This window comes from Clostridium sp. OM05-6BH, assembly GCF_003481635.1.
Lineage (GTDB): Bacteria > Bacillota > Clostridia > Lachnospirales > Lachnospiraceae > Butyribacter.
Genome location: NZ_QULH01000001.1, coordinates 494,486 through 513,589, shown reverse-complemented (window position 1 = coordinate 513,589; position 19,104 = coordinate 494,486). Strand labels below are relative to the sequence as shown.

The 19,104-nt window shown below is 39.0% G+C and carries 14 protein-coding genes; 13 read left to right on the top strand and 1 reads right to left on the bottom strand.

Annotated features, from left to right (window positions below):
• Window positions 1–22 precede the first annotated feature (22 nt).
• The 10 genes from DXB73_RS02330 (at window position 23) to DXB73_RS02285 (ending at window position 14,029) form a co-directional block, all read left to right on the top strand.
• On the top strand, window positions 23–2,449 hold the full coding sequence (locus tag DXB73_RS02330; protein WP_118690022.1) for a VirB4-like conjugal transfer ATPase, CD1110 family: 2,427 nt from the start codon (window positions 23–25) through the stop codon (window positions 2,447–2,449).
• A gap of 472 nt (window positions 2,450–2,921) precedes the next feature.
• The gene (locus DXB73_RS02325; protein WP_118690021.1) at window positions 2,922–4,592 is read left to right on the top strand and encodes a lysozyme family protein; all 1,671 of its coding nucleotides are present in this window, start codon (window positions 2,922–2,924) and stop codon (window positions 4,590–4,592) included.
• A gap of 43 nt (window positions 4,593–4,635) precedes the next feature.
• Window positions 4,636–5,367, top strand: a complete 732-nt coding sequence (locus tag DXB73_RS02320) for a hypothetical protein (protein ID WP_118690020.1) — start codon at window positions 4,636–4,638, stop codon at window positions 5,365–5,367.
• Window positions 5,368–5,624: 257 nt separating this feature from the next.
• Complete coding sequence (mobC, locus tag DXB73_RS02315) at window positions 5,625–5,954, top strand: plasmid mobilization relaxosome protein MobC (protein WP_055941656.1); 330 nt, start codon at window positions 5,625–5,627, stop codon at window positions 5,952–5,954.
• Between the two features lie 27 nt (window positions 5,955–5,981).
• Window positions 5,982–7,055, top strand: coding sequence for a relaxase/mobilization nuclease domain-containing protein (locus DXB73_RS02310; RefSeq protein WP_118690019.1), 1,074 nt, complete (start codon window positions 5,982–5,984; stop codon window positions 7,053–7,055).
• Window positions 7,052–7,582: a hypothetical protein gene (locus DXB73_RS02305; RefSeq protein ID WP_118690018.1), complete on the top strand. Its 531-nt coding sequence runs from the start codon at window positions 7,052–7,054 to the stop codon at window positions 7,580–7,582. Before DXB73_RS02310 ends, DXB73_RS02305 begins: the two co-directional genes overlap by 4 nt.
• Window positions 7,579–8,973: a hypothetical protein gene (locus DXB73_RS02300; RefSeq protein WP_118690017.1), complete on the top strand. Its 1,395-nt coding sequence runs from the start codon at window positions 7,579–7,581 to the stop codon at window positions 8,971–8,973. Before DXB73_RS02305 ends, DXB73_RS02300 begins: the two co-directional genes overlap by 4 nt.
• Window positions 8,974–9,068: 95 nt before the next feature.
• Window positions 9,069–11,348, top strand: a complete 2,280-nt coding sequence (locus DXB73_RS02295; RefSeq protein WP_118690016.1) for a VirD4-like conjugal transfer protein, CD1115 family — start codon at window positions 9,069–9,071, stop codon at window positions 11,346–11,348.
• 61 nt (window positions 11,349–11,409) lie between these two features.
• A complete protein-coding gene (locus tag DXB73_RS02290; protein WP_118508161.1) occupies window positions 11,410–12,366 on the top strand; it encodes a tyrosine-type recombinase/integrase in 957 nt (318 codons plus the stop codon).
• Between the two features lie 145 nt (window positions 12,367–12,511).
• A complete protein-coding gene (locus DXB73_RS02285; RefSeq protein ID WP_118690015.1) occupies window positions 12,512–14,029 on the top strand; it encodes a pentapeptide repeat-containing protein in 1,518 nt (505 codons plus the stop codon).
• On the opposite strand, the gene DXB73_RS02280 is transcribed toward DXB73_RS02285, so the two are convergent.
• On the bottom strand, window positions 13,983–16,292 hold the full coding sequence (locus DXB73_RS02280; RefSeq protein WP_118690014.1) for a radical SAM protein: 2,310 nt from the start codon (window positions 16,290–16,292) through the stop codon (window positions 13,983–13,985). The genes DXB73_RS02285 and DXB73_RS02280 overlap by 47 nt on opposite strands.
• A gap of 363 nt (window positions 16,293–16,655) precedes the next feature.
• Between DXB73_RS02280 and DXB73_RS14450 the strand changes: the two genes are divergently transcribed.
• The 3 genes from DXB73_RS14450 to DXB73_RS02270 all read left to right on the top strand — a co-directional run bounded on the left by DXB73_RS14450 (window position 16,656) and on the right by DXB73_RS02270 (window position 19,074).
• On the top strand, window positions 16,656–16,817 hold the full coding sequence (locus tag DXB73_RS14450) for a hypothetical protein (protein WP_182434285.1): 162 nt from the start codon (window positions 16,656–16,658) through the stop codon (window positions 16,815–16,817).
• 218 nt (window positions 16,818–17,035) lie between these two features.
• The gene (locus DXB73_RS02275) at window positions 17,036–17,749 is read left to right on the top strand and encodes a LytTR family DNA-binding domain-containing protein (RefSeq protein WP_182448316.1); all 714 of its coding nucleotides are present in this window, start codon (window positions 17,036–17,038) and stop codon (window positions 17,747–17,749) included.
• A gap of 23 nt (window positions 17,750–17,772) precedes the next feature.
• Window positions 17,773–19,074 (top strand): GHKL domain-containing protein, encoded by a 1,302-nt coding sequence (locus tag DXB73_RS02270; RefSeq protein ID WP_118690012.1) that lies wholly within the window; start codon window positions 17,773–17,775, stop codon window positions 19,072–19,074.
• Window positions 19,075–19,104: the final 30 nt, after the last annotated feature.

Sequence of the window (19,104 nt, the reverse complement as noted above, 5' to 3'; positions counted from 1 at the left end):
TAAGAACAGGAGGTTAAAACAAATGCTAAAATTATTCAGAAAGGACTCGCTGACTCCACAGACAGAACGCATTTACAAAGTGCCATTGTGTATTCAGGATACGATACCAATCTATCGAATTTCGGAAAATGGTATCTTTGAGTTGGAGAGTCCGACAAACAAAGACGGAGGGAAAAAGAAGCTTCATCAGTTTGACAGGATGTATCTGTTTGAGGATATTAACTTTTCTACGCAGGATGAAGAAGAAAAAGAAGAAACCGGCAAGCGGTTTGAAACGCTGCTTCGGTCAATGAATGTCAGCTATAAGGTCATTGTATCCAATCATTATGCCGACAATGGAAGGCTGCGGGAAGAAATTCTTCAGAAGGCAGTCAGCAAAGAAATGGAGCCTTTGGCGAAAGAATACCACAAGCTGATTGAAAAGCGATTGCAGGAAGGGAGGGGAGGACTTTTGCAATCCAAGTATTTCATTGTCAGTTGCAGAAAGCCGGATTATGAAAGTGCTAAGAATTACTTTAACACCATAGAGTTTTCCATACAGCAGTTATTTCACCGATTGGGAAGCTGCCTGATACTATTAGATGCCACGGAACGCTTGCGAGCATTACACAGTTATTATCGCATGGGTGACGAGGCATCTTTTTCTTTTAACTGGAACGAATATCTGCATCTGAAACGGGACTGGAGAAATGACATTATCAATACTTCTTTACGGGAGCATCCGGAATATCTGGAGATGGAGGGTGGAAGCTGCGCCTGTGTGATGTTTATCAGAAAATACCCGAACGGTTTAACAGATCAATTCTTAAATGAACTGACAAACATGGACTTCCCGATCATTTACTCGATGGATGTGGAGCCGCTTGACAATGATGTGGCATATCAGATGGTGATGAAAAAGTACATGTCTAATGAGCGAAGCATTAACCGTGAGCAGGAGTTGAAAAACGAAAATGGAGATTATTCTACCAACATCAATTACGAGAGGAGAAAGCAGCAAAGAGATACGGAGGAGATGCTTGACCGTATTTCTTCATTCGATGAGCGGCTTCTTTATGTGGGGATTACCATTGTGGTAAAAGCTGCTTCGATGGAAGAACTGGAGGAACGGACAGAAAAGGTGCGTATCATTGGAAAAACACACAACATGGATATTGTTCCACATTCCTATCGACAGCTTGATGCCTTAAATACATCATTGCCGACGGGAGCAAGATTTGTTGATACGATGCGGACAATTACCTCTGAGGAACTTTCCATTTTCATTCCGTTTAATGTGCAGGAAATCCATGATGATTTGGGATACTGCTACGGATTTAACAAGGTATCCAAAAATCTGATCATCGGAAACCGTAAATTATTAAAGAATGGAAACGGGATGGTGTTTGGTGTTCCGGGTTCCGGAAAGTCCTATAATGAGAAATCAGAGATGGGGCAGGTGTTATGCTTCTCAAAGGATGACATTATCGTGGTAGATCCAATGGGAGAATACAAAGACATTGCTGCGGCGTGGGGCGGTCAGTATATCAATCTGACACAGTCTGCGGAAAATGTCTTTTATGTCAATCCGTTTCATGTACCGGATGTTGTGCCGGACATTGACCGCTTTGTGGCAGAAAAAGCAGAGTTTGCTTATGCGATCTGTGAGCAGGCATTGAAACCGGTGCCGCTTACCAGCAGACATATCGCTGTGATTGATAAGGCAGTCAGTCATATGTATGAGGAATATTTTAAGAAGCGAAAAGATAAAAGACGGACAAGAAACCGTCCGGAATCCCCGACAATTCCGGTGATGAGAGATTATATTCTTGAGCATTACGATGGAAATGAGGCAGCACAGGAGATCGTAGACCAGTTGGAAGTATTTGCAGATGGTACGCTTGACATTTTTGCCAGAGAGCAGTCCATATCCGATGAGAACCGTTTTACCGTGTATGGATTTTCGGAACTGGGAAAACGAATGCGGGCAATGGCAATGCTTGTGATGATTGAAAGTATCACGGCTAAGATCAAATATAACCAGTCGGATGGAGTTGCTACATGGGTTTATGTGGATGAGATGCACGAACTTTGGGGAGAAGAATACAGTTTACATGCACTGGAGAAGATGTGGCGTGAGGTCCGCAAGCGTGGTGGTATCTGTACCGGGATGAGCCAGAACTTAATCGATGCACAGAGAAACCGTTCTACCAAAACAATGGTTTCCAATTCCGAATTTATGCTTTTGCTGGATCAGGGAACAATGGACAAGGAAGCGGTAGAAGATTTGTTTGATATTTCTTCCGAGCAGCTTGCCTGTGTGAATGGAGCAGAGCCGGGAATGGGACTGATCCGGTTTGGCGATAAGATTGTCCCGTTTGATAATACAATGGAAAAAGACAGTAGTCTTTACCAGTTATTTAATACCAATTTCCATGAGATGGTCAATAAAAAAATATCAGGCAAATAGGGGAAAATAAGGGCAAATGAATTGACGAAAATCGTTGAATTATGGCGGAAAAAATGATATATTAGTTGCATGGCGTAAGCCATAGGAAAGTACCCATGACGGGGTGGTAGCCTCCCAACACCGAATGACCGGCTTGCCGGAATACATAGGAAGGGAGGTGGCGCAGATGACAACTTTTGAAATCCTTTCGATTTTCATCGGCATATTAACATTGTTATGTGCCTTTGGTAGTCTTGTTATAGCGTTGCTTGCCTTTCTCAATAAGAGAAACAAGCGAAAATAAAAATGCCTATCCTGTCTGCCAACAGGATAGGCGGTGTCCGTAAGGACATCTAAATTTCCCTGGGAGCATCCACTTTGGAGTGGGTACTTTCCTTTTCTAATATCAATATATCATATTTCCCCAAAACATTCAACAGAAAAATCAAAAGAATACATACAGCCCACTGAATATAATTGGAGGTGGCAGCAAATGGATCATCTTGACAAAGAGGTCATTGAATCATTAAGTGAGCCGGCGAAGCGTGTGTTCAAAAGTCTGGATTATCGTTCCAAACAGCGAATGTTAAAGAAAGCCAGAGAAATGGCTAAGGCAGAAAAAATGAAACGGCGGAAAAAGAGACGGTTCAAGAAAAAAGGCATTGAAAAACTAAATAAAGGCAAAAAGCAGAAGAAGGGCAGTTCATCCAAAAGTGAGCGTGTCCTTTTTTCTATTCATGAAACAAGGGAACTTATGGTGCAGTCCATGCATCTGATGCTGCTTGGAAGCAGTGTGGCAGATGCTTCTTATGAAGAAAGAAATACGGAGTATACAGAAGACGCACCTATCAGGCTTTCTAAAGAAACTGCCAGAAAAGGTGCACATACAGCAGTGGGCGGCATGAAAACGCTTGTGCATAAAAACTTGCAAAGCAGGGAAAAAAGAAAGGCTGCAAGAAAGTCAACGGAGAAATCGGCACAGGCTGTTCGATCGGGAGCAAAAGCAGGAGCGCAGGCAGGAAAATCTTTGGTAAAGACAATACAAAGTGTTGTTCAGGCAGTAGCGGCAAATCCCGCTGTATGGATAGCACTTCTTTTGATTATTCTTGTGGCAGCTATCGTGGGAGCAATCGGAGCAGTGGTTGGCTCCGGCGGTGCTGCTAATGAATCACAGGACGGAACCTATCAGGCACAGGTATCTGGAAAGACAGAAAGTTTCCGTGAACTTGTCTCGGAATACTGTGAAAAATATGGAATTGATGATTATGTGGATCTGTGTCTTGCCGTGATTGAACAGGAAAGCGGAGGAACGGAACCGGATATCATGCAGACGGCACAATCCTATTACAATGTGAATCCACCGATTGACAGCGCAGAAGAAAGTATTGACTGCGGAACGCATGAATTGTCGGACTGCCTGACAAAAGCGAAGTGTCAAAGCCCGAATGACATAAAAGGAATTTCCCTTGCCCTGCAGGGGTACAACTTTGGGAATGGCTACATTGACTGGGCATTAAAAAATTATGGCTGTTACACCAAAGAAAATGCCGGGATCTTTTCAGCAAAGATGTGTGCGGAACTTGGGTACAGTTCTTATGGTGATAACGAGTATGTACCTCATGTACTTCGTTACTATGTGATGAATGAAGAAACCAGTGTATCCAATGAATCCGCCAAAAAGATTTTAGAAGAATTGAAGAAAAATAATACGGCGCCGGCGGAGGCTTGGAAGGTGATTGAAAAAGGTGCTTCTTTAATTGGGACGGTAAAATACAGCATGGAGAAACGGCAGTCGGATGGACGGGACAAACCGGAGTTTTTGGACTGCTCTGCTTTTTCCGCATGGGCATTTCATAAAGCAGGAGTGACCAGTGTGCCATATGGTTCTACGACAGCAACTTTTATCGGTTCCAAAAAGTTTCAGGACATATCTGCTGACCAGTTACAGCCGGGAGATATTGGATTGAAAAGTAAGACAGGTGGAACCGGTGGGGCAAATCATGTTGGGATTTATTGTGGGAAAACGAAGGATGGCAGAGTGGTTTGGCTTCACTGTACCAGTTCCAGTGGTTCTTCCCTGACCGGAAATACAGAGGGACCGATGTTTGGTGTTTATACAAATTTTACTTATTTCAGACGGTTAAAGAAATGGGACAAAAAGTAGCGTTTGGACATTATGTCCAAACAGGATAGAAAGTGAGGAAGTCATGTTAAGAAACATACGAAGATTTTATTGGAAGCAAAGAGACAGGGGACAGGGAAGAAAGACTGTTATGGCAGTGTTGGTATTTTTTATGTTTGTTGCCATTATTGTGGCAGCTATCATAAAAAGTATGATGGGAGGTCATCATGCAGGATTGGAAACGGTTCATAAAACCAATACGGCAACCGGCGCAGCGGTCGTTACAGAAACAGCATCGGGGGCATCTGTGACTGCGACAGAGAATGCTCCGGATCGTGAACTGCCGCAAGAAACCAAAGAAGCGATTTCTGTGGATACCACAAATCTTAATACCTTTTTAGGATTTATGTCGGACGCAGCTTATGAAGATTTGAAAAATCAGTTGATTCAGATTTGTCAGGACAGGAAATGCAGATCCGTCAAAAAACTGACCTATCAGCAGACGGAGGCATTTGATGTTACCAGTTTTGTTCTTTTGTCAGATGGCAGTGTCTATCAGTGCAATTACAATCTGAAAAGCTGTCAGATGTCACTTTCAGAAACATCATACGATGAAGCGGCAATCAATCAGATGAAGGAAAAGAAAGTGCAGGAAGAACAGGCTAAGCTGGAACAGCAGCAAAAGGCAGAAAGGGAAAAACTAGCAAAAAAGAAGGCGGTTCATAAAAAGAAGAAAGCGAAAAAGAAATCACGTAAGGCAAAAAAAGCCAAGAAAAAGTTGTCAAAAGTCAGTTCCAGACGAAAGCATAAAAAATAACGCTATTACTGTATATAAGGGCATAAGGGTATAAGGGAACGGAGTCCCCTTACAAGATATGTGCATAGATGTGTCCACATTATGCGTATCTTGCAGGGCTTGAATGAGAGAGGGAAAAGGCACATTTTATGTGCCAAAATAAAGCATATAAAGCTCAGAAAACACTATGTTTGGACAAATTGTCCAGACAAAAAGAAACAAAAAAGATAAAAATAGCGTTTAGACAAATTGTCCAAACATAAGAAGGGAGTGACCGCATGAATGACGCAAAAACAGAGATCCTTCGAGTAAGAATGACACCGATGGAAAAAGCTGCCCTGTCAAGACAGGCAAACGATCAGCACAAAACTATGAGTGAATATATACGCAGCATTGCCAAATGTCCGCCGGAGGTGACAAGGGATGAGTTTGACGGTTCGATTCTGCAGATGATCTATGAGATCAACAAAATCGGTGTGAACATCAATCAGATCGCCAAAAAGTATAACGAACACAATTATGTGGAACCGAGAGCGGATCTGTTAGAAAAGCTGGATGAAGTTTATGGAATGATGAAAAGCACCATCCGGCTTATGAAAGGGGCATAAGGAAACACAAGAAACGGAGGGAGCGTGATGTCGTTAATCATCAAGATGGATGCCATCAAGACAAAGGAACATTTAAGAAAGTCCATTCCGTATATCTTCAATGAAAGAAAGACGGATGGTCTGTGCTTCAGCAATACCGGGGTGACACCGGAGCAGATCTTGGATACATTTTTTTTGACAAAGCAGCTACGCCCCACGCACGGTACCAGAGAAGGTTATCATTTTAAGTTTTCTTTTTCAAAGGATGAGATGATACTGCCGGAGGAGGCTATGGAGTTTGTAAAGGAATGGACAGAAGAATATCTTGCCGGGGCGTATGACTATGCCTGCTCGGTTCATAAAGACAGAGACCATATGCACATGCACTTGGTCTTTAATTCTGTCAGCAGAAGTGGTGGAAAGTACCGTTATCAAAAAGGAGACTGGGAGAAAGTGATACGACCACTGACAAACCGGCTGGCAGAAAAATATCATACCGGATCATTAAAGGAAAAGGATCCGGAATTGGATTATTCAACAGATTATGAAAAAAAGGATGGCAAACGGACCGGAAAAGAGCAGGTGGAACGGGACATTGACCAGTGCATCCTCGAAAGCAGATCCTATGCAGATTTTAAGAGAAGAATGGTGCAGGATCACTATTACCAGTTGTGGGAAGGAGTTTCAAGAGAGCATGGTGTCTACCTTGCCCTTACACCGCCGGGGAGAGGAAAAGCAATCCGCAGCTACCGATTAAGTGAGGGGTATATGCCGGTGGATATCGACAGGCGTATCACATCGCAAAGACAGGAAAGAAAAGAAGAACTGTCCACAGGCAGAAATAAAAACCTTGATTGGGCAATGAGCAGAAACTATCAGTTTATCCCCTATGGTGAAATGTCAGAGTACCAGAAAATAATGGTGCGTCAGGTGCTGGAGGCAAGAAGATTGTACCGGCGGACAGGTACACCGCTTTATATGCATGAGCGGAGCGTCGGAGTGCTTCAAAAGATGAAGAATGAAACCAGAAAATGCGGTATTTATGTAAAGCGTAAAGAAGCACACAGGGTACAGAGAGAGTTGATACGAGTGATGAAGCAAAGGAGGAATAAAACAAGGTGACGGAAGAACAAATGACATTGATAAAGACATTGATAAAAAAGCACGGTATTTCAGCAACAGATGGCGAATGGACTTTAGTATTTCTTGGAGCCAGCTACGGATTGACGGAAAAACAGATTGACAGTTATCTGATAGCAGACACATCGGATTTGCTTGCAAAGCATGAAAAAATGCTCTGCATTTTATTTGGGATAGAACCGGAATCTAATGGTGAAATTCAAAGAATGGAGAATCCGGCAGAGAGACTGCAGATGCTCCTCGCAGAGTATTTGGCTCACAATCAGTCAAAACAGGGTTATGAAGAAGTGATGGAGTATGTTATCAGGGACACCGGATTGTCGGCGGCACAGATTGAGCAGCTTCGTAAAGCGGTGGAGGCAAAAATGCCGGCAGAGGATGTCCTTGAGATGGCGAGAAATCGAAAGGATGTGATGGAGATACGACGGTGTATCGAATTTTATGAAATGATGGAGAAAGAACAGGAACCACAGGAGAAAGCAAAGAAAAACAGGAGGGAACGCAGATGAGTGAAGAATTACAATCCTTAGTGCAGATCATTGAATTGTATGGAAGAGGGCTGGGCGGTTTAGGAAAGGCTATCCGCTTTTCAGCGAAAGGAGCAGCAAAAGGGGTGCAGATCGCACAGGTGAAAGCATTGCAGCACCGGATGAAACTTCATTATGCCAGTGAGGGGACACACAATACCATGAAATTGTCTGATCTGGAGAAAATGACAGGCGGAAGATATACGATCTTGAATATTCCTTTGGAGGGGGAAAAAGAGCTGATCCCCTTTTATGACCGCTTGAAAAAGATGAAAGTAGCTTTTGCGGAACTGCCGGACTTAAATCTGGGAGACGGCTATACACAGATCGCATACAATCCGGAGCAGGTGGAGAGCGTGCGTATGGTCATTGAATACTACAAAAAGAAATTCAGGGAAGAAGCGAAAGAGATCGATCTGGACGAATATATGGGAATGGCAAGTCCCGGAGGACTGGAATATCTGGATGAACTTGCCGCCAAAGGATATGAAGGCAGGATGCATGAGGAGCAGCTTGAGGAGCTTCAGCAGCGGATACAGGATAAAGAGTATCTTCCGATCAGTATCAATGTGGAATCCCTTCTTTTGCGGGAAGAAAAAGATGCTTATCTGTTTCGTATTCCCCGTGGCAGGTTGGGAGAAAATCTTTCCAGTGCCATACGGATCAAAAAGTCAGACTGTATTCTTTTGGATGAGGGACAGACTGTGATCACCTGCCTGAAACGAGAGGGAGACATCTGGGGATATGCACTGGATCAAAGGCAGAACATCCATGAGAAAGAAAAAGTGAAACTGGACATTGCAAAATTGGAAAAAGCATTTGCCCCGGTGGGAAATGACCGTGTGAAAATGATCGAAAAACTGAAACCGGAGTATGCAGCGATCTTTCCATCTTTTAATCAGGGACAGGAGATGAAAGAAAAATCTTCTGTCCCTGAACCGGTTTCAGAGAAAACAGTGGGGAAAGTGTTGGCCCTGGAAAAAATGAAAGAGCGTTATCAAAGTCCGGAATACATCCCGGTAACCTTTGACATGGAAACACAGATGGTGGCAGAATCACCAAATCTCTATATAGCCAATCTTCCAAAGGAGCCGCAGGAATCCAAAGACTTTATCCGGTGTATTTCCTTGGATAAGGCAGAAGTAAGTATTTCGGAGGATGGAAAACGGCTGCAGGCATACCTGAAGCGGAGTGGAACTTCTGAGGTTCGGGAAATTGATCTGGAGGGAAAAGAGCTGCGAAAATACAGCAAAAAGAATGAAGATATTGCAGCGGAGTGTCTGAAGTATCAGAGAAGCAGAGGGAAAGAGAGGCAGCCGGTGCCGGAAGAGATATTGCGGCACAAACTGGATGTAAACCTTAAGAAACGATAGGAAAGCAGTGTGAAATAAATGATCAGCGTTTTTACACGGCGAATTTATAGTTTCAGCTCAAACTTTGTGGGCTGAGAAAGGAATATAGGATCTATATGAAACGAAAGAAAGAACGCTCCCGTGCAACGCATGTTGCCGGTGACAGCAGAAAAAGAAGATTACACCAATTATTCAAAGTGTGTGCGGTTTTGTTACTGCCCACGCTTTATTTGTTTTACAGTCTGAGCGGATTGTATCTTGTGGATGTGGAAATATCAAAATTGAAAGAACAGATCATCTGGTGTCTGCTGCATCCGCTGAAAGTTTATAATGACAAAAGTTACAGTATGGTTCTAGTGGGAGGTTTGTTGTGGATGATCTGCAGTTTTCAGGCATATAGTAAAAGCGACCATAACCGGATGCCCGGCAATGAGTTTGGTTCTGCCAAATGGGGCGAAGTGCGGGCGTTCAATGAAAAGTATGCCGCAAGGACAGAAGAAACAAAGTCCGGTCTGTCTCCGGAAAACAAAGTGTTATCGCAAAATGTGCGTTTCCGCTACGACTCGGATACTCTTCGCAATAACAACATCGTGGTTGTTGGGGGCAGTGGTGCCGGCAAGACAGCGTTCTTCCTGACACCCAATCTGATGTCGTTACACGACTGCAACATCTATACGGATCCGAAGGGAAGCCTTGCGGAGGAGCTGGGAGCATGGCTGGCGAAACAGAAGGATACCAGAGTATATACGCTGAACTTGTGTGAAATGGAGAAAAGTATGCATTTCAATCCGTTTCCGTATATCCGCAGTAAGAGCGATATCACGAAGCTGGTGACGAATCTGATCCAGAATACAAACTCAGCAAATATCAAAAATTCTTCTCAGGATCCTTTCTGGGAAAAGGCAGAGCGGATGTTCCTAGAAAGCCTTTTTCTCTATGTATGGATGGAGTGTCCGAAGGGGGTATATAACCCAAAAAGAGGAAAGGCAGAACTTCTACAGAGAAACTGGAAATCCATTCTTTATCTGTTAGATGCGGCACAGTTCGTGGATGAAGATACGCCGCCAAAGTTAGATGAACGCATGAAAGAACTGGCGAAGAAAAAGCCGGATCATCCGGCCGTAAAAGCATACCAGCGTTATAGAGGCGGTCCGGATGAAACGATCCGTTCTGTCATTATGACAGTCAATGCCCGGATGCAGCCTTTTGATAATGAGGAACTTTTGGAGATCTTTTCATCCAATGACATCCCGCTGGATGAGTTTGGAACGGGAATGGATGGAGACGGGAAAACAAAGAGCAACCTTTTTATCATCATTCCGGATGATGACGATACCTTTAACTTCGTACCGGGGATGGTGTATACGCTGCTTTTTCAAGAACTGTACCGGCAGGCGAGATTCTTTGGCGGAAAACTGCCGATGGATGTGGGATTCTGGCTGGATGAAATGGCGAATATCAAGATGCCGAATAACTTTGATAAGATCCTTGCCACCTGCAGAAGCCGTGGTGTGTACTGTGTGCCAATCTTACAGTCTCTGGCACAGCTAAAAACGCTTTTTACGGACGGAGCATGGGAAGGCATTGTCGGAAACTGCGACACCTTTATCTATCTGGGTGGTAACGAAGCAAGCACCTATGAATATGTCTCAAAGCTGCTTGGAAAATGGACGATCGACAAACGAACCAGTGGAGAAAGCAAAGGAACCAGCGGTTCTTACAGTGAGAATTACGATGTGCTTGGCAGGGAGTTGATGTTAGAGTATGAGCTTCGCCTGTTGCCGGATGATGAATGTATTATTTTTGTGCGTGGGGAAAATCCAATCCGGGATAAGAAATGGTTCCCGTGGGAACATGAAGTATATCTGGAAGCAAGAAAATGTGGTGCTTTTGTCCCGGTGGTGCAGAAAGAAAAGCAGAAACAGCAGATGAAAGAATGTGACTTTATCGGGGAAGAGTCATTGAAATATCTCAAAAAACAGCAATCGAAAAATGAAAACATCCGGCTGTATGAACTGGACGCCTTTTCCTTTATGATGATGGATCTGGATGCGATGGAGAAGAAGATTCATTCCACGCCAAAAGATGTCAAAGGAGCAGAAGTGGAAAAGACGATTACTGCCGGCATGATCCAGTCTGCGGTAAATCATGAAATGAAACGGGAAGCGGAAGAACGAAAAGCATGGTTTATCGAAAACTTTGATAAACTCGCACTGCTTGATATCTATGCTTCCGAGTGGACGAGCGAGACAAGAAGAAAAGTAATCCGCGAACTGCTACAGGCGGGAGCAGAGGAGGGTGTGATCAAGTCCATCATTCGTCCGGAGATTGAGGAAGGACAGGTGCTGCAGAAGAAGGGGATGTGGCTGGAGATGCAGCAATGTAGTTGTCCTTAAAGGAGTCGAAATTGCAGAAAATATGTGTGCGTGGTATTCTTGTTTGAAAAAGGAGAATATCATGAAGAATCAACAGGAACTAATAGATGAATATTTGTATTATTGTTTAAAACAAAGAAAGTTGGACGAGAAAACAGTTCGTGCATATCGAATTGATTTAAGACAATTTTCTGAATTTTGTGTTCAAAAGAAATTGGTAACTGAAAAAGCAATAATTCGTCAATACATTTTGCATCTACACGAATCATACAAACAAAAGACAGTAAAACGTAAGGTTGCTAGTATAAAAGCATTTTATTCTTATTTAGAGGATGAAGAAATCATAGATGATAGCCCTTTGAGAAAGATTCGGACAGAATTTCGGGAAGAAAAAATTTTACCACGCTCGATTCCGTATTCTATCTTGCAGTCATTATTAAGTAGTATGTACTCAAAAAAAAGCATAGAGAGTACAATATCTGAAAAAAAATTGCTAAATCGCGATATAGCGGTAGTCGAAACTTTATTTTCTACAGGAATAAGAATATCGGAATTGTGTAATTTGATGCAAAAAAATATTGACATTGAACAGGGGATATTTTGCATAAAAGGAAAGGGTGGGAAGGAACGCTATCTGCAGATAGGAACGGGAGAAGTGTTAGCGCAGTTGAAAGAATACAAGAGGCATTGGGAAAAGGAATTGAATTTGAGTGAATTCTTCTTTCTAAATCGCTATGGGGAACGATATTCTGAGCAGTCAGCACGTCGGATGATCCAACGCTACACTCAAGAAGCAATGATTGAAATGCATATTACGCCACATATGTTTCGTCATGCGTTTGCTACATTACTCTTGGAAGAAGAAGTTGACATACGTTTTATTCAGAAAATGTTGGGGCATGCGTCAATCATGACAACGCAGATTTATGCTGAGGTTGCATTAAAAAAGCAGATGGAGATTTTGAAAATGAAACATCCTAGAAATCGAATGGAAATTTTAGAGAAACATATTGAAACAGAAGGTAAGGGGGTGGTATAATGGAATGGTACTGATAATTGAATATTATCGGACGAAGAGATGTGTCGTGACGGATGATTTTTAGTTATCCGTCGGCTTTGAGGAGAGTAGCGGATAGTCAAAGGTTATCCGCTGATTTTAATTTTATATAAACGGAGGATAATCAATGAATAAAGAAATCACACCTTGTCCTAAAACAGAAATTAGTGCATTCTCTAAATTACAAGAGTATGATTATGCTGAATTCAATAGTCAAAAGAATCAGGCTATAAAGGCTCATTTTATTTCTCAAAAATTCCAATTCATGAGGTTTAAAAGCGCAAGATATGAGAAATGTTATTTTGAAAATTGTACTTTTAATGCGGTTGGATTATCAGGAGCTCATTTTCTATCATGCGATTTAAATAACTTTGAAATTACTGATACGAATATGCAATTTTGCGATTTCTCCAGAAATTGTACATTGAAGGGGGTAGAACAATCCGCTTCAATATGTAATAGTAATTTAAGTCAGAGTATGTTTTGTGATTCTCAAATAACGAATGTACATTTCAAAAGTACCACTATATCGCAGGCACGTTTTAACAATGTTGATTTCCAAAATGTAACTTGGGATTCCTGTACTTTACAGGATGATATTTTTGACAATGTAACTTTTGATCATATTTCACTAATTGGATGTAATTTGGAATATTCTGAATTTAAAAATATTAACCTGAAAGATGTAAAATTACCATTTCACCAAATATCATATACTTTTGGTCTTTTAAATTATTTAAAACAATCTCCAGATGATATTTTAATTGAATCTATATCTTCAAAGAAAAAATCAATACAACCGCAGGAATACATTAATCTATTACCTGATTTATTGTCCTATTATATTGAAATGGATGAATATTTTCCAGCAATTAATATCACATTATTTCGCGAAGACTATGACAATTCAGAAGAACTTATTCAGGCAGGACTGTATCATTATATTAATTCAAATGATTTTAGAAAAATCAAGGCAATCTGCAAATTGATTGCAGATCATCCATACTATGATATACATACTATGACAACACTTTATTTTGATATTATTAAGTACTATAATACAATTAATGTTTCTGAATATGAAAAATATCAGTATTCACTACATATAAATGATATCAAAAAAATTCTGACTGCTTTTGATAACGGAATGCCTGCAGCTCAACTTTATTTGAAAACCAATATTACATCTTTGGATACAGAAAAATTAGGTTTATTTTATATGCTTATTGAACAATGCTTGGGAGATTACAAAATATCTAACGAAGAGTACTCTGTTGAAATTAGGCATAATTCAGATCCTCTGTCATTTTGGTTAACAATAACAAATCAAGATCCTCAGACAATAATCAATGCAACAGCGATTATTGCGGCTGTGATTACTGCAAATCCGACATTTCTGCAAACGGCCATTAATGTTATAGCTCAAGTTGCAACCATTGGTTCCTTTGTAGCACAAATTAGTGAAATCAATAAATCTAAGAAAAAAACTGCCACATCTGAATATCCCGATGTAGCAGAAAAAGATGTTAAATATGTTTATGAGAAAAGTGAAGTATTAAAAAATCAGGAAATTTCAATTCAAATATCACTTCCGTTTTTTAATTTTTCTTATCGAAAAGAAAAACTACACGAGAGTCAAAGCTAAGTGTATTGTTTTGACAATACATACAATCGGGGCCCAATTCTATATGATATTTTTTGCAAATTTTTGAAGCAGTATCATATATCTCAATTAGCTTTTGGGTGGAAGGTGGAACTGTGTTGGAGTATGCAGTTCCATTTAATGCCCGAAATGGAGATATAATGGGTTGTATTCCATTTGACGCCAGCCATTCGATTCCTTCAAAAAAAGTCGCATCATTTTCTAAACCATATACAAGCAGACTTCTTACTTTTCCTGTATTTTTCCACAATTCAACACTATGCAATAATGCAGCTTGGTAAGTAGATAATGAAATTTGTCCCTTACCGGGCATGATTTTTTTTGCAACATCTCGATTATAAATCTCGATGTTAAATGCAACTTCGTTTACTCCAGCAGCATAATATTCATCCAATATGGAAGTTTCTTTCGGTGGTAATGTCATCAAATAAATAGGTTTTTCCGATTTATTCCTTATATATTTAACGATTTTTAAAATGCGAACATATTCTTGGGGATATGTTCCCGACGCACCACCGATTAATATGTGTCGAAAATTCGAATGCTTTAAATGCCAATCAATGACCTCATTTATATCATCTTCATCAAAATACATACTTTGTCCCGGAACATCGCAAAATTTACATCCTTTCTTTTGTGTTTGGAAAACACAGGTTGGTGAATGATGTATTCTTAATCGATCCGTAGCAATAAAGGATATTCGTTGAAAGTTTACACCGTTTTTTGTATATTGATCGCAGTAATCATTTTTTTCACGAATACTGATATTTGAAATAAATTCGTCCCCATAAAATAATGCAAGATTATTATTAAGATAATCTATTTTAAATGGAGATAAACTGTGAAATGGCATTTCAATCGGTGCGTTTATGATAAAACAATCACTAAGATATATATCCAAAGAGCTATACACACCTTTTTGAAAAAGGGGAAGCTGTTCTCTTACATTGTCAGAAAAACAAACGCCCTGATTCATTATTGAAAATTTTAACCATTGACAGTCTTTAACGGAGCATAAATCTATTCTTCTCACCGGAAATGGTTTAATATTATCATATAAATTAAAACTGTTGTTTGAATTTAAAGACGTAATACTTTTATTAAATGTTATGCTGAAAATGCTGGCTCCTGTTTGACATTCCATACCATCATAGTATCCATCTAATACAAGTTCTTCAATTTCATTTGAGTGCATAACATTTTGTAAATAAACAGAATAATTGCAGCTTCCTTTTTCATAGTCAACAATATAACTGCTGTGATTAATCTTTAAATCATCAAATATGTTATCAGGAATTTCGTTTTTTTGAAAGAACATCTTAAGCATCATTTCTTGAATACTTGGCAATCCCTTTTCTTTTAACGCAAGGTTTATCATTGGAGTAGAGGATTGGAAACGTGGATTAATCTCTAAAAAATAAACCTCCGATCCTGAAATTAAATAGTCAATTCCCAACACACCTGTATATGACATTACTTTTAGCTTTTCAGCCAATGTTTTTGTGTATTTAATAATTTTTGTGATAATCTCAGAGGATATATTTTGATACTCAATGAAATCAGATCCCCGATAAATCATACGCCCATTTTCATATTCAACAATTTGAATAGAACCAGGTGTAATATAATAATTATTTTCAGTAAATAAAACATGAATATTGGTAGAATACGACTTTGCTTTATATGGTGAGATAAGATAGATATGGTTTTTATATAATCTTTCTCTGATCTCATTGTAATTGTCCAGAGACATTATATAGGTGTCGATTCCACCTGCGCCGGTACAACCTTGAATGGTAAATGCTATTTCAGACGGAAATAACGAACACAGATAATGATATTGACATTCACTGCCTGATAATATAATTGTAGGAAGAACAGGAACATATTTATTTAGCCATAAACGACTATTCATTTTATTTCGTAATAATTGCAACGTGTCACGATTATTTCCGCAAATAATATGTTTATTAATTTCTTCATCTTCTAAAGAATAAATATATGATGTAGTATAGCAAAAAAATAAAACATCCGGTATTTTATTGATAATGGAGTGTAATGAATTTTTTATAAAATTATCCAATTCTATGGAATCCTCATTGTAATTGATCGTATAATTCTGGCTTGATGAAAAAGAAATATTTCCATCTTTTCCAGAGCCAATAAAAGTAACACTTCCTTCAAATAAATGTTTACATACTTTAATTTCGGATTCTTTTATCCCTACCCAGTAAATGTGTTTCATATATGCCTCCCGGTTAACGACAATTTTATCATAATTATCTATTTTCCAATTTTAAAATCAGCGGATAACCTTTGACTATCCGCTACTCTCCTCAAAGCCGACGGATAACTAAAAATCATCCGTCACGACACATCTCTTCGTCCGATAATATTCAATTATCAGTACCAAATGTGAATAGTTTTGTGCAGAAGAATTCGACACACAGAAATCCTATAATTTTCAGATAATTATTCAATAATGAAAATTTTAAATTGCATCGTTTCCTTGATGTAAGAAGTAAATGTTTGTATAGTTCGATAAATCATATGATTTCATACGTAACACATGGGTTGAATGCCAGGTTGATTCAAAAGTATACTAAATATGGTTACATATCGAGCAATACAAGGGGGAGAGATTCCGGTGCTATATAAGTATCGAAAACCGGATGCAAAAGATCTGTATCGGGTACAAGGATATGTGGATGCTTTGCTGGAAAAGCAAGTCAGGAAAATGATTGGAAGGAAGATGAAAGAAATGTTATGAGAAAAACCTAATAATTATGAAAAAAATCATATCTTTCTAGCAATATTGTTCTATCTGCGGTATACTAGATGAGAAAAAAGAACGACGCTATAGGAAGCAGATACAGGAACGTATGTGTTGATTCCGTTAATGTATTTATGTTCTTTTGCTTTATGGAAATAATTGATTTGCCACAATAAAAAATATTGATTTTTTAGATAACAGGTGGGAGGATGTGCATGGACTTAAAATTAAGAGTAGCAATTTGTGATGATGAGAAATATTTTCGAGAAGAAATTAAAAGGTTAGTCGAACAATATCTTAAAGAAAAGAAGATTATATTTTGTATTGATCTTTTTACAAGTGGTTTGGAATTTTGCAGCGATGATAATAACCTGCAACAATATGACATTATATTTCTCGACATTGGAATGAAAGAAATGAATGGGATGGAAACAGCGTATGCGATACGGGAAAAAAATCAGAATGTGGACATTGTTTTTATTACTATTATGATGGATTATGCACTTGAAGGGTATCGCGTGGATGCAGTACGCTACATATTAAAGGATGATCTGGAAAGCTTGCTGCCGGAATGTATGGATACGATTCTTCAGAAAAAACAGGAAAGGGAAATGGAATTTCCGTTTGTAGGGGGAAAGAGGAAAGTTCTGTTAAAAGAGATTCTTTTTATTGAGAGTAAATCACATCAATTATGGTTTGAGAGAACCAGAGAAAATTTATATATGTATGGTCAGATTAACGACCTGGAGTTGATTTTATCGAATTATGATTTTGTAAGGACGCATCAAAGCTTTTTAGTGAATCTTGTACATATAGAGAAAATAAATAACTATTTGCTATACTTGTCAAACGGTGCTGAAATTCCCGTGACAAAACAAAGATACGCAAAAGTGAAAGAGCAGTATTTAAGTTACAAAGAAAAAATGTAGTTAAACACGAGGTATAAAATATTATGGTAGAAGAATTTTTCAAAAGTATCAGTATTGTATTTTATGAAGCACTCTGTTGTGGAATTTTCCTGAATATGTTTTTGGAACAAAGATATCCGGCGAGATGGTTGAAATTATTATCCGTTTTTTTGCTGACAGGAGTGTTTTTGTTTTGGGCATTAATTACTCAGACGGGTGGACATTATGTTTTTCGCAGTATAGGGATTATTATAAGCATTGCACTGTTTGCTGTGATATTTTATACAGGGAAATGGCTGCTCAAGATATTTCTTAGTTTTATTTTTTATGCGATTTTATTCTGTGTTGATTATTTAGGATTAATATTGGTTGATTTATTGCTGGATTCTGCTGATTTATCAAACAGTGTAATTCAAGTGATTCTTGTCCTTTTGTGTAAGACGGTTTTGTTTGTGATTGTACTGATACTGGATTATTTTTGGAAAAGAGAAAAAGAGCTGGATGTAAAGAAATCAGAATGGATTTTAATGATTAGTTTTCCAATGATGACTGTAGTAATCATGCTTGTTATGTTGCTGTCTTTTCAACAGAAGAACAATTCTTTTGGATACTTGACGGTTTCTTTTGGAATGGTAAGCATCAATCTTGTCATGTTTGTGTTATTAAAATACATATCGGCAAGAGAAAAACAATATAATCAAATGAAGATATTACAGGAGAGAAATAAAGAAAAAATGCAGGCATATTATGAATTTAGTGAGGATTATGCGCAGAAAAAACGGATGGTGCATGATTATAACAATCAGATTCATTGCATTCAGGGACTATTGAGGCAAAACAAGTACCGGGAGGCAGAGGAATATGCAGATAAATTGACAGAAATACTAATAGATGGTCGGGAAGTCATAGATGTTAATAATACAGTATTAAATGTTGTACTAAATCAAAAATATCGTCTCGCAAAAAGTAAGGATATTGCTCTGTATTTTCAGGTAAATGATTTATCCGGATTATGGATGAAGGAGCAGGATGTGGTTATTTTGTTGTCGAATTTATTGGATAATGCGATTGAGGCTTGTGAGAAATTAGATTGTAATAAGGTGATACGGTTAAAACTTGTAAAGGAAAAACAACAAATGGTACTTTCTGTCCAGAATCCAGTGGCGGTTCCCGTAGAAATTAAAAACAATGATATCCAAACGGGTAAAGGGGATAAGAAAAATCATGGGATTGGTTTGAAGAATATTCAAATGGTTTTAGATAAGTATGGTGGAATTGGGAGAATCAGATGCGATAAGGGATGGTTTTATTATACGGCAGTAATTCCCCAAACGGAAGAAATATAAATATCTGTTTACAAAAACAAGGCTGCAGAG